Below are 11,839 nucleotides of genomic sequence, written 5' to 3' on the forward strand. Positions count from 1 at the left end.
GATGGCTACTGAGTCAACCCAGGAGACCACCGAGCGCAACACGCGCAAGGTGCGTGAGGGCCTCGTCGTCGGCGACAAGATGGACAAGACCATCGTCGTCGAGGTTGAGGACCGCGTGAAGCACCCGCTCTACGGCAAGGTCATGCGTCGTAGCAGCAAGCTCAAGGCTCACGACGAGCAGAACACCGCCGGCGTCGGCGACCGCGTCCTGGTCATGGAGACCCGGCCGCTGTCCGCGACCAAGCGGTGGCGTCTCGTCGAGGTCGTCGAGCGCGCCAAGTGATCCTCGTCTCCTAGGAGACGGATCCGGCTGGTGAACTGGGCATTTCCAGGTCGCCAAATTGACCAAAGGGTGCAGGTCCAGCGACCATTGTTCGCTGGGCCTGTGCCCATCAAATCCCATTACGTTCGGCAAGGCTCCTCCGCCATGAGCGGAGAGAGAACCAGCTCGACAAGGAGAAGTAATGATCCAGCAGGAGTCGCGACTCAAGGTCGCCGACAACACTGGTGCGAAGGAGATCCTTTGCATTCGTGTGCTCGGTGGTTCTGGTCGTCGCTACGCCGGCATCGGCGACACCATCGTCGCCACCGTCAAGGACGCTATCCCCGGTGGCAACGTGAAGAAGGGTGACGTCGTCAAGGCCGTCATCGTGCGCACCGTCAAGGAGCGCCGCCGCGCCGACGGCTCGTACATCCGCTTCGACGAGAACGCCGCCGTCATCCTCAAGAACGACGGCGAGCCGCGAGGCACCCGCATCTTCGGCCCGGTCGGCCGCGAGCTGCGCGACAAGAAGTTCATGAAGATCATCTCGCTTGCACCGGAGGTGCTCTGATGGGTCGCTCGCACATCAAGAAGGGCGACACCGTCAAGGTGATCGCTGGTAAGGACAAGGGCGGCTCCGGCAAGGTGATCGCTGTCCTCACCAAGGAGGACCGTGTCATCGTTGAGGGGATCAACCTCATCAAGAAGCACACCAAGGTCCAGGACCAGGGCGGTCGCGCCGGCACCACCGGCGGCATCGTGACCACCGAGGCCCCGATCCACGTTTCCAACGTTCAGCTGCTCGAGGGCAACGACCCGGTTCGCGTCGGCTTCCGCCGCGAGACGGTTCAGAAGCGTCGCCCCGACGGTTCGACGTACGCCGCTGAGCGTAGCGTTCGCATCTCGCGCAAGACCGGTAAGGACATCTGATCATGACCGACACCGCTGTGGCCCCGCGCCTCAAGACGAAGTACCGCGACGAGATCGCTCCCGAGCTCCAGAAGGAGTTCGAGATCTCGAACGTCATGCAGATCCCCGGTCTGACCAAGATCGTCGTCAACATGGGTGTCGGCGAGGCTGCTCGCGACTCCAAGCTGATCGAGGGCGCTGTCAACGACCTGACCGCGATCACCGGCCAGAAGCCGCTGATCAACAAGGCGAAGAAGTCCATCGCGCAGTTCAAGCTGCGTGAGGGCATGCCGATCGGTGCGCACGTCACGCTGCGCGGCGACCGCATGTGGGAGTTCCTCGACCGCCTGCTGTCGCTCGCCCTGCCCCGTATCCGCGACTTCCGCGGTCTCAACGGCAAGCAGTTCGACGGCAACGGCAACTACACCTTCGGTCTCACCGAGCAGGTCATGTTCCACGAGATCAACCAGGACAAGATCGACCGCTCGCGGGGCATGGACATCACCCTCGTGACGACTGCCACCAACGACGACCAGGGTCGCGCGCTGCTCAAGGCGCTCGGCTTCCCGTTCAAGGAGAACTGAGATGGCGAAGACCGCTCTCAAGGTGAAGGCCGCCCGCAAGCCGAAGTTTGCGGTTCGCGGTTACACCCGCTGCCAGCGCTGCGGCCGCCCGAAGGCCGTGTTCCGCAAGTTCGGCCTGTGCCGAATCTGCCTGCGCGAGATGGCCCACCGGGGCGAGCTGCCCGGCGTCACCAAGTCCTCCTGGTGAGCGATCACCGTTCCAACCACTGACGTTGAAGGTCCGCCGAAGCTGTTCGGTGGAAACCACTACGAGAAAGGGCCGTTCGGCCAATGACGATGACTGACCCGATCGCAGACATGCTCACTCGTCTGCGCAACGCCAACCAGGCGTTCCACGATACGGTTTCGATGCCGTACAGCAAGCTGAAGCAGGGCGTCGCTGAGATCCTCCAGCAGGAGGGTTACATCACCAAGTACGAGGTGGCGGAGCCGGGCGAGGGCGAGGTCGGCAAGACGCTGACGATCACCCTCAAGTACGGCCGCACCCGTGAGCGCTCGATCGCCGGCGTACGCCGCATCAGCAAGCCCGGCCTGCGTGTCTACGCAAAGCACACCGGTCTCCCCAAGGTGCTCGGCGGCCTCGGCGTCGCGATCATCTCGACGAGCCAGGGGCTGCTGACCGACCGCCAGGCCAACAAGAAGGGCGTAGGTGGGGAAGTCCTCGCCTACGTCTGGTAACCAGGGAAGGGAGAAGAAGAAATGTCGCGTATTGGCAAGCTCCCCGTCCAGGTTCCGGCCGGCGTGGACGTCACCATCGACGGCCAGACTGTGACGGTCAAGGGCCCCAAGGGCACCCTGTCGCACACTGTGGCCACCCCGATCACGGTCACGAAGGGTGACGGCGTCCTCGACGTCGAGCGCCCCGACGACAGCCGGGACAACAGGTCGCTGCACGGCCTGTCCCGCACGCTGGTCAACAACATGGTCCTGGGTGTCACCGAGGGCTACGAGAAGAAGCTCGAGATCGTCGGCGTGGGTTACCGCGTCCTGCCGAAGGGCCCGACCAAGCTGGAGTTCCAGCTGGGCTACTCGCACCCGATCGTCTTCGACGCTCCTGAGGGCATCACCTTCACCACCGACGGTCCGACCAAGCTCGGCGTCGTGGGCATCGACAAGCAGCAGGTCGGTGAGGTTGCGGCCAACATCCGCAAGCTGCGCAAGCCGGAGCCCTACAAGGGTAAGGGCGTTCGTTACGCCGGCGAGAACATCCGCCGCAAGGTCGGAAAGGCTGGTAAGTGATGGCCATCTCGCTGTCGAACAACAAGCACACCGCTTCCCGTGTCCGTTCGCGTCTGCGTCGTCAGGCCCGCGGTCGGAAGAGGATCGACGGTACGCCGGAGCGCCCGCGCCTCGTCGTGACCCGGTCGTCCAAGCACATCACCGCCCAGGTCGTCGACGACCTGGCCGGCAAGACGCTTGCGTCGGCCTCGACCATCGAGGGCGACCTGCGGTCCGCCTCGGGTGACAAGACCGCCAAGGCCAAGCAGGTCGGCGAGCTGGTCGCCTCCCGCGCCAAGGCCGCGGGCGTCGAGACGGTCGTCTTCGACCGTGCCGGTAACAAGTACCACGGCCGTGTTGCCGCGCTCGCTGACGGCGCGCGCGACGGCGGTCTGGCCTTCTGATCGCAAGAGCTGAAGAGAGTAGAGGAAGAGTCTCATGAGCGGAGCCCAGCGCGGACAGCGTGGTGGCGAGCGCCGAGGTCGCGACGACCGTCGCAACCAAGGTGCCGACAAGACCGCCTACATCGAGAAGGTCGTTGCGATCAACCGCGTCGCCAAGGTCGTGAAGGGTGGTCGTCGCTTCAGCTTCACCGCCCTCGTGATCGTCGGTGACGGTGAAGGTCTGGTCGGCGTCGGATACGGTAAGGCGAAGGAAGTTCCCGCGGCGATCGCCAAGGGTGTCGAGGAAGCGAAGAAGCAGTTCTTCCGCGTTCCCCGCATCCAGGGCACGATCCCGCACCCGGTGCAGGGTGAGAAGGCCGCTGGTGTGGTCCTTCTCCGTCCGGCCGCCCCTGGTACCGGTGTTATCGCCGGTGGCCCGGTGCGTGCGGTCCTGGAGTGCGCCGGCATCCACGACGTGCTGAGCAAGTCGCTCGGTTCGTCCAACCAGATCAACATCGTCCACGCGACGGTGGAGGCCCTGCGGATGCTCGAGCAGCCCGAGGCCGTCGCCGCCCGTCGTGGTCTCCCGGTCGAGGACGTTGCTCCGGAGGCGCTGCTCAAGTCGCAGGCCGAGGCTCAGGCGCCCGCGGCGGAGGTGTCGGTCTGATGGCACAGCTGAAGGTCAAGCAGAACAAGGGCCTCGTTGGTCTCAAGCAGAACCAGCGGGACACCCTGCGTACGCTCGGTCTCAAGCGGATCGGCGACGTAGTCGTCAAGGAGGACCGCCCGGAGATCCGCGGCATGGTCCAGACCGTCCGTCACCTGGTGACGGTCGAGGAGGTCGACTGATATGGCACTCAAGGTGCACAACCTGGCGCCGGCTCCCGGCTCCAAGAAGGCCAAGACCCGTGTTGGTCGTGGTGAGGCTTCGAAGGGCAAGACTGCCGGTCGAGGCACCAAGGGCACGAAGGCCCGTTACCAGGTCCCGGCTGCCTTCGAGGGTGGCCAGACCCCGATGCACATGCGGCTCCCCAAGCTGAAGGGCTTCAAGAACCCCTTCAAGGTGGAGTTCCAGGTCGTCAACCTCGACAAGCTCAACGAGCTGTTCCCTGAGGGCGGCGTCGTCACCCCCGAGACCCTGATCGAGAAGGGTGCTGTCCGCAAGGGCCACCCGGTCAAGGTCCTGGGCCAGGGCGACCTGTCCGTCAAGGTCGAGATCAGCGCCAACGCCTTCTCCGGCTCTGCCAAGGAGAAGATCGAGGCCGCTGGCGGAACTGTCACGGTGCTCTGACAGTTCTACTAACGTAGAGCCTGTCTCGTGGGAGCGCGGCCGGGTCGCCCTGATGGGTCCCGTCCGCGCTCTCGACGTTTGAGGCCCTATGTTCACGACCCTTCGTGGCGGCTGTTAGGCTTCCACGGGTTTTCGCATCGGCGCAGGCCCTGCGACCCCTGATTGTCGAAAGAGGAACCATTCGTGCTTGGCGCGTTCGCTTCAGCGTTCCGTACACCGGACCTGCGCAAGAAGCTGCTCTTCGTTCTCCTGATCGTCGTGATCTTCCGGGCAGGATCTCAGATCCCTGCTCCTGGCGTTCACGTGGCGAACGTCCAGCAGTGTCTTGACACCGCCCAGAGTGGTGACAGTGCCGGGCTCTACAACCTGGTGAATCTCTTCTCCGGCGGCGCCCTGCTGCAGCTGACGATCTTCGCGCTCGGCATCATGCCGTACATCACCGCGAGCATCATCCTGCAGCTGCTCGTCGTCGTGATCCCCCGTCTGGAGGCCCTCAAGAAGGAGGGCCAGGCGGGTCAGACGAAGATCACTCAGTACACGCGCTACCTGACTCTCGGCCTGGCCGTGCTGCAGGCCACCGGCATCGTCGCGCTGGCTCGTTCGGGCGACCTGCTCCAGGGATGCTCCAAGCCGCTGCTCCACGACGACGGCACCGCGACCTTCCTGGTCATGGTCGTCACCATGACCGCCGGCACCGCGGTCATCATGTGGCTCGGTGAGCTGATCACCGAGCGCGGCATCGGCAACGGCATGTCGATCCTGATCTTCACCCAGGTCGTCGCCACGTTCCCGGCCACGATGTGGGCGGTCAAGAACGACAAGGGCTGGTGGACCTTCTCGATCGTGCTGGTCATCGGTCTGGCGATCATGGCCGCGGTCATCTTCATCGAGCAGGCTCAGCGCCGCATCCCGGTGCAGTACGCCCGCCGGATGGTCGGCCGCAAGATGTTCGGCGGCTCCTCGACCTACATCCCGCTCAAGGTGAACCAGGCCGGTGTCATCCCGGTCATCTTCGCCTCCTCGCTGCTCTACCTGCCGGCGATGGCTGCTCAGTTCAACCAGAACGCGAAGAACCCGCCGATGTGGGTCGACTGGATCAATAACTACTTCGTCAAGGGCGACCACCCGATCTACATGGCGACGTACTTCGCGTTGATCATCTTCTTCACCTACTTCTACGTGTCGATCACCTTCAACCCACCGGAGGTCGCCGACAACATGAAGAAATACGGCGGCTTCATCCCAGGAATTCGGGCCGGGAAGCCGACCGAGGACTACCTGTCCTATGTTTTGTCCCGTATCACGCTGCCGGGCTCGCTCTACCTCGGTCTGATCGCACTCATCCCGTTGATCGCTCTTGCGCTCGTCGGGGCGAACCAGAACTTCCCCTTCGGTGGCACCTCGATCCTCATCATGGTCGGTGTCGCTCTCGACACGGTGAAGCAGATCGAGAGCCAGCTCCAGCAGCGCAACTATGAAGGGTTCCTCCGATGAGACTGATCATCATGGGCCCGCCGGGAGCCGGCAAGGGCACCCAGGCGAAGTTCATTGCCGAGCACTTCGGGATCCCCGCGATCTCGACCGGCGACATCTTCCGCGCCAATGTCTCCCAGGGCACGCCACTGGGTCTCGAGGCGAAGTCCTACATGGACAAGGGAGAGTACGTCCCGGACTCGGTGACGAACCTGATGGTTCGCAACCGCATCGACGAGCCCGACGCATCCCACGGCTTCCTCCTCGACGGCTACCCGCGCACCCTCGCGCAGGTCGAGGAGCTCGACGGGATGATCAAGTTCACCGGCCACGCGCTGGACGCCGTGGTCGTGCTGACCGTCGACAAGGACGAGATCGTGCAGCGGCTGCTCCAGCGCTCCGAGGTCGAGGGCCGTGCCGACGACACCGAAGACGTCATCCGCCGGCGCCAGGAGGTCTACCTCGAGGAGACGGCGCCGCTGATCGAGGTCTACAAGGGTCGCGGGCTGGTCCACGAGATCGACGGCATGGGTGAGGTCGACGACGTCACCAAGCGCATCTTCGACGAGCTCGACATCATCCCCGAATCCTGAACTGAAATACTCTGAATCCATGGGTTTCTTGAACAGCATCCAGATCAAGACCCCTGAACAGATCGAGAAGATGCGTATTGCCGGCCTGGTGGTCGGGGAGACGCTTGAGGTGCTCCGGGCCGCTGCGCGGCCCGGGGTCACCCTTCTCGAGCTGGACGCCATCGCGGAGGACTCGATCCGGTCCCGCGGTGGCGTTCCTTCGTTCAAGGGCTATCACGGCTTCCCCGGTTCGATCTGCGCCTCGGTCAACGAGGTCGTCGTCCACGGCATCCCGGGCTCCCGGACGCTGAAGGACGGCGACATCATCTCCATCGACTGCGGCGCGATCGTCGACGGCTGGCACGGTGACGCCGCGATCACGGTGGCGATGGGATCTGTGCCCGACGAGGTCTCCGAGCTGATGCGGGTCACCGAGGAGTCCATGTGGCGCGGCATCGCGGCCGCGCGCCTGGGCGGCCGGGTCACCGACATCTCCCACGCGGTCGAGACCCACGTCGACTCCCAGGGCGACTACGGCATCCTCGAGGACTTCAGCGGGCACGGCATCGGCACCGAGATGCACATGGAGCCGTCGGTCTTCAACTACGGCAAGCCTGGCAAGGGCCCGAAGCTGCAACGCGGCATCGCGCTGGCGGTCGAGCCGATGCTCACCCTCGGCGGCCACGAGGTCACGACCCTCGACGACGACTGGACCGTCGTCACCGACGACGGCTCCTGGGCCGCCCACTACGAGCACACCTTCGCGCTGACGCCCGACGGTGCCTGGGTCCTCACCGCCCTCGATGGCGGCGAGGAGATGCTCGGCAAGCTCGGTGTGCCCTGGGGCGGGCACTGAGCCGGAGGCAGAGGCGGGCAAGCGTGGTCGCTCGCTCTTTCGTGCCACCAGGTGGACCGACAACCAGCGGAAACTGACTGTTTCTGGCGCTTTCCGTGCGATTCACTAGCGGATATGCGACATCACCTATCAGTTGACAGAGAAAGAGACCTTTGGACCTCGCATGTCGCCCCGACTGTGAGTAACTTGGTCAGCCCGCGGGGACAGGGAGTGCCTCGCGCTCGGGAGGAAAGAACCGGATGAGCACGCAGTTGCGGCCGTCGAAAGCGGCGCGACCCAATCCATCTGCACGTACGCGAAGCGCGATCATCGATCGTCTCAGTCCTGAGGACATCGAGATGTTCTGGGACCAGATCGCCACCTCGACCCCACTCATCGAGGAGACGGGCGCCGACGAGGGCGACGCCGTGATCGTCACGTTCTGCTGGCGCGACGCCGAGGCCGAGGAGGTGCTCCTCTATGCCAACCGGCTCACCGACGAGCGCCATCCCGGCGACACGATGCTCGAGCGCAAAGAGGGCACCGACTTGTGGCATGCCTCGTTCCTGATGCGGAGCGACTGGCGGGCTTCCTACTCCTTCCTGTGCAAGCACCCGGGGGAGCAGGCCCCCTGGGAGGCCGAGGGGCAGATCGAGCTGCGTGCGGTGCTCGACCGTGGCTACATCGACCCGCTCAACCCCGACTGGTGCCACAACCGGCAGGGCATCAAGCAGTCGGTGGTCTCGCTCCCCGACGCGTCGCTGCAGCCGTGGCTCTTCCGGCGTGACGACGTCGTGGCCGGCACGGTGACGTTGGAAGCGGGCCCCGACGGCCGCGACGTCTGGCTCTACGACCCGGCCGGCGCCGGGCCCAACGTCGACCTGCCCCTCGTGGTCGCGCTCGACGGCGAGATCTGGACCGACCACCACTCGCTGCCGACCACGCTCGACAACCTGATCGCAGACGGCCACCTCCGCCACGTACGTTGCGTCCTGCCCGCCTCCGGGGGCCGCGACAAGCGGTGGGAGGAGCTCGCCGGCGGCGAGGGCGCCGACTACATCGTCAACCAGCTGCTGCCGTGGGTGCGCGAGCGCCGTGCGGTCTCCGAGGAGACCTACGTCGTGGGGCAGAGCCTCGGCGGTGTCACCGCGCTGCGCGCCGGTCTGACCTACCCCGATCTCATCCACGGCGTCGCCAGCCAGTCGGCGTCGTTGTGGCTCGACGACCTCGCCGACGCGGTCACCGCCGACTCCAAGACGCGCGTGCACCTCGCGCACGGCACCCAGGAGTGGGTGCTCGACGAGCTCCACCACGACCTCGTCGACCGTCTGCGCGCGGCCGGGATCGATGTCACCTCCGCCGAGCACAACGGCGGCCACGACTACGCCTGGTGGCGTTCGGCCGTCGCCGACGGTCTCCGCGCCCTGCTGCCGCCCTCCTGACCTCTCCGCGCTTCGCGCGGTTGCTGTCTCGCTCGGAATAAGTCACGGTTCGGCGGGGGTTGAGTGTTCACGTGAAGCTGAGCGTTCTCGACCTCGTCCCGGTCCGCAAGGACCAATCCTCCGCAGATGCCCTGGCCGCGACCCTGTCGCTGGCCAAGGTGGCCGACGATCTGGGCTATCAGCGTTACTGGCTGGCCGAGCACCACAACATGCCGGCCGTGGGGTCGACGAACCCGCCGGTGCTGATCTCGCTGGTCGCCGGTGCGACGGAGCGGATCCGGGTCGGGTCCGGGGGAGTGATGCTGCCCAACCACGCGCCGCTGGTGGTCGCGGAGCAGTTCGCACTGCTCGAGGCCGCCTTCCCGGGGCGGATCGACCTCGGCATCGGGCGCGCGCCCGGCACCGACCCGGTGACCTCGTGGGCCCTGCGCCACGGCGCCGGGGGAGTCACCGACGACGCGGTCAACCGCTTCCCTGAGTATCTCGACGACATCGCCGCGATGATGGCGCCCCAGGGTGTCGGGCTGATGGCAGGTGGCCGCCAGCACGTCCTGCACGCCACGCCGTCCGCCGAGTCGGTCGCCGAGCTCTGGCTGCTCGGCTCCTCCGACTTCTCGGCCCGGCTGGCGGCACAGAAGGGCCTGCCGTACGTCTTCGCCCATCACTTCGCGGGCAACGCCACCGACACCAAGGCGATGATCGAGCTCTATCGGTCGACCTTCCAGCCCTCGGAGCTGCTCAGCGAGCCGAAGACGTTCCTGACGGTCAACGCCAGCGTGGCCGAGACGGCAGAGGAGGCCGACCGGCGGGCGCTGCCGCAGCTGTTGACCATGCTCAACCTGCGCACCGGCCAGCCGCTGACCGCGCAGCCCAGCATCGAGGAGGCTGAGAAGACCGAGATCCCGGAGGCCCACCAGGGGCTCATCGACACCATGCGGTCGCGCTGGGTGATCGGCTCGGCCGCGTACGCGAAGGCGAGCCTGGCCGGGATGGCCGACGACTACGGTGTCGACGAGGTGATGGTGAACCCTGTCGGGTCCGCCTACGAGGGAAGCGACCCGCGCACCGCCCCCACCCGTGAGGAGACCTTGCGTCTACTGGCAGGCTGAGCACTGGCAGACTGAGCACTGGCAGACATCGTCGTGAGGCCGACGGCGCGCCTGAACAAGTTGGGTCCCAGGACCTAGGACACTGTCTGGTTCGTGGCTCGTCTCGGTACGCTCGCGCACCGTTGTGCCAATATCTTCACCGCTCTGTTTCTTTTTCCACAGTTGAAAGTGCCGCCTCATGACACGCTGGAGCCTGCGCTGGTTGAAGCGCCGGGCACCCCAGGCTGAGACGCTCTCTGAGCAGTCAGATCCGGGTCGTGCTCGCTCATTCCCACCGACCGTCTCTCAGGCACCGGGCTACGCGTCGGTGCCACCGAACGCCGGCCAGCTCAACGCCGGACCAACGCACCAGCAGCTGCCGCCATCCGTCGAGCCTTCCTCGACACCGTCCGTGTCGCCGCAGGAGGACGACGAGGCCTGGCCCGAGATCATGGAGCAGTTCGGCCTGCAGATGATCAGCCTGGCCGAGCAGATGCGTATCTCGCTGGACGGGCTCGAGGCGGACGAGGACGACCCGGACAGGCTGCGGAAGCTCTACGAGGTCGACCATGCGGTCACCCGGATGCGCCGCGCGAGCCGCGACCTGCGCACCCTCGCCGGGCGCTCCGAGGAAGAGATGGGCGGCACCGACACCTCGCTGCTCGACATCATCCGGATCGGTCTGTCCAGCATCGAGCGCTACAACCAGGTCACCATCGGCCGGGTCAGCGATCTCGCCGTGATCGGCTACGCGGCCGACGACGTCGCGTGCCTGGTGGCCGCGCTGCTCGACAACGCGACCAAGTACTCGCCGGGAAAGGTGACGGTCAACGTCCACCTGGCCGATGCGGGCAGCGTGCTGTTCCGCATCGAGGACACCGGCATCGGAATCCCGGAGCGGTCGGTGGGCCGCCTCAACGCGCTTCTGGCCGGCCCGATCGTCGAGCTGGTCAGCAAGTCCGGGAGCCACACGGGCTTCCCCGTCGTCCACCGCATCGCTCGCAAGTACGACATCGACGTACGCCTGGCCACCAGGCCGGCGCCCGGCAACGGCATGATCGCGATGGTGACGGTGCCTGCCCAGCTGCTGTGCGAGCTGCCGGTCGCGCCGGTCGAGCGCGCGGAGGCGCCGCGACAGAGCGCAAGCACGGGCGCGGGCAGCATCTCGGTCCTGCCCGCACAGCGTCACCGCGGCCCGCAGCAGACCTCGCAGGAGGCCCCGCAGCAGGCCCCGCGTCCGAGGCCCTTGCAGCGGCCGCAGCCCGGTCTTCAGGGAGACCCGCAGACCGGTTCACAGCGGGCGTTGCCGATGCGTCAGCCGCTGCCGGACTCCGGTCAGCCGCTGCCGGATTCCTCGACCGGCGCTGCGACCGGCGCCGCGCCGGAGCCCAGCCCGGAGCCGAGCCGCGAATCGCACCAGAGCCCAGCGTCCAGGCCGATGCGCCTGCCGTCGGCCCAGCTCGCGCCCCCTCCTGTGCAGCAGCCCTCGCCCGACATCTCCGCCGACACGATGAAGACGCCGCTCCCGGTCCCCGACGAGGCGGGCGAGACGGACGGGACCTCGGCGCCCGCGGAGCCGGATGGCCAAGTAGAGTCCGGGGCGCTCCCGCGCCGGGAGCCGGTCAGCCTGCGAGACGGAGGTTCGCTGCGTGAACCGGCCGAAGCACCACAGACCCCAGAGGCCTCGCCCGAGGACCAGTCATCGGCCCGGCACTCCTTTGCCGACGACCTGGACGCGTTCTCCATCGGCCGCTAAGGCCCAGCAGTGAAAGGAACCCTGTC

At 66.3% G+C, this 11,839-nt stretch carries 17 protein-coding genes; all 17 read left to right on the plus strand.

Going from position 1 to position 11,839, the window contains the following annotated elements; all coding sequences use genetic code 11:
- The first annotated feature begins 1 nt into the window (after position 1).
- Complete coding sequence (gene rpsQ, locus FB381_RS04985) at positions 2 to 283, plus strand: 30S ribosomal protein S17 (protein ID WP_141779266.1); 282 nt, start codon at positions 2 to 4, stop codon at positions 281 to 283.
- A gap of 181 nt (positions 284 to 464) precedes the next feature.
- On the plus strand, positions 465 to 833 hold the full coding sequence (gene rplN, locus FB381_RS04990; RefSeq protein WP_008361015.1) for a 50S ribosomal protein L14: 369 nt from the start codon (positions 465 to 467) through the stop codon (positions 831 to 833).
- Positions 833 to 1,192: a 50S ribosomal protein L24 gene (rplX, locus tag FB381_RS04995; RefSeq protein ID WP_141779267.1), complete on the plus strand. Its 360-nt coding sequence runs from the start codon at positions 833 to 835 to the stop codon at positions 1,190 to 1,192. Before rplN ends, rplX begins: the two co-directional genes overlap by 1 nt.
- Positions 1,193 to 1,194: 2 nt before the next feature.
- Entirely contained in the window at positions 1,195 to 1,755 is a 561-nt protein-coding gene (gene rplE / locus FB381_RS05000; RefSeq protein WP_141779268.1) for a 50S ribosomal protein L5, read from the plus strand.
- A 1-nt stretch (position 1,756) separates the two neighbouring features.
- Positions 1,757 to 1,942: a type Z 30S ribosomal protein S14 gene (locus tag FB381_RS05005; protein ID WP_017932844.1), complete on the plus strand. Its 186-nt coding sequence runs from the start codon at positions 1,757 to 1,759 to the stop codon at positions 1,940 to 1,942.
- Positions 1,943 to 2,025: 83 nt separating this feature from the next.
- Positions 2,026 to 2,433 carry a 30S ribosomal protein S8 gene (gene rpsH, locus FB381_RS05010; RefSeq protein ID WP_141779269.1) on the plus strand — a complete coding sequence of 136 codons (408 nt, stop codon included), beginning with the start codon at positions 2,026 to 2,028 and terminating at the stop codon, positions 2,431 to 2,433.
- Positions 2,434 to 2,454: 21 nt separating this feature from the next.
- Positions 2,455 to 2,994 carry a 50S ribosomal protein L6 gene (gene rplF, locus FB381_RS05015; protein ID WP_141779270.1) on the plus strand — a complete coding sequence of 180 codons (540 nt, stop codon included), beginning with the start codon at positions 2,455 to 2,457 and terminating at the stop codon, positions 2,992 to 2,994.
- Positions 2,994 to 3,377, plus strand: a complete 384-nt coding sequence (rplR, locus tag FB381_RS05020; RefSeq protein WP_141779271.1) for a 50S ribosomal protein L18 — start codon at positions 2,994 to 2,996, stop codon at positions 3,375 to 3,377. The genes rplF and rplR overlap by 1 nt, the downstream gene beginning before the upstream one ends.
- Before the next feature lie 34 nt (positions 3,378 to 3,411).
- Positions 3,412 to 4,023: a 30S ribosomal protein S5 gene (rpsE, locus tag FB381_RS05025; RefSeq protein WP_141779272.1), complete on the plus strand. Its 612-nt coding sequence runs from the start codon at positions 3,412 to 3,414 to the stop codon at positions 4,021 to 4,023.
- Positions 4,023 to 4,205 (plus strand): 50S ribosomal protein L30, encoded by a 183-nt coding sequence (rpmD, locus tag FB381_RS05030; RefSeq protein ID WP_141779273.1) that lies wholly within the window; start codon positions 4,023 to 4,025, stop codon positions 4,203 to 4,205. Before rpsE ends, rpmD begins: the two co-directional genes overlap by 1 nt.
- A gap of 1 nt (position 4,206) precedes the next feature.
- The gene (gene rplO / locus FB381_RS05035; protein ID WP_141779274.1) at positions 4,207 to 4,647 is read left to right on the plus strand and encodes a 50S ribosomal protein L15; all 441 of its coding nucleotides are present in this window, start codon (positions 4,207 to 4,209) and stop codon (positions 4,645 to 4,647) included.
- A 183-nt stretch (positions 4,648 to 4,830) separates the two neighbouring features.
- Positions 4,831 to 6,141: a preprotein translocase subunit SecY gene (gene secY / locus FB381_RS05040; protein ID WP_141779275.1), complete on the plus strand. Its 1,311-nt coding sequence runs from the start codon at positions 4,831 to 4,833 to the stop codon at positions 6,139 to 6,141.
- The gene (locus FB381_RS05045; RefSeq protein ID WP_141779276.1) at positions 6,138 to 6,713 is read left to right on the plus strand and encodes an adenylate kinase; all 576 of its coding nucleotides are present in this window, start codon (positions 6,138 to 6,140) and stop codon (positions 6,711 to 6,713) included. Before secY ends, FB381_RS05045 begins: the two co-directional genes overlap by 4 nt.
- Before the next feature lie 19 nt (positions 6,714 to 6,732).
- Positions 6,733 to 7,548 carry a type I methionyl aminopeptidase gene (gene map / locus FB381_RS05050; protein ID WP_141779277.1) on the plus strand — a complete coding sequence of 272 codons (816 nt, stop codon included), beginning with the start codon at positions 6,733 to 6,735 and terminating at the stop codon, positions 7,546 to 7,548.
- Positions 7,549 to 7,886: 338 nt separating this feature from the next.
- A complete protein-coding gene (locus FB381_RS05055; RefSeq protein WP_170225051.1) occupies positions 7,887 to 8,969 on the plus strand; it encodes an enterochelin esterase domain-containing protein in 1,083 nt (360 codons plus the stop codon).
- Positions 8,970 to 9,040: 71 nt separating this feature from the next.
- A complete protein-coding gene (locus tag FB381_RS05060) occupies positions 9,041 to 10,078 on the plus strand; it encodes an LLM class flavin-dependent oxidoreductase (protein ID WP_141779279.1) in 1,038 nt (345 codons plus the stop codon).
- Between the two features lie 391 nt (positions 10,079 to 10,469).
- The gene (locus tag FB381_RS05065) at positions 10,470 to 11,813 is read left to right on the plus strand and encodes an ATP-binding protein (RefSeq protein WP_170225052.1); all 1,344 of its coding nucleotides are present in this window, start codon (positions 10,470 to 10,472) and stop codon (positions 11,811 to 11,813) included.
- Positions 11,814 to 11,839 lie beyond the last annotated feature (26 nt).

Source organism: Nocardioides albertanoniae, from assembly GCF_006716315.1.
Classification (GTDB): Bacteria; Actinomycetota; Actinomycetes; order Propionibacteriales; family Nocardioidaceae; genus Nocardioides; species Nocardioides albertanoniae.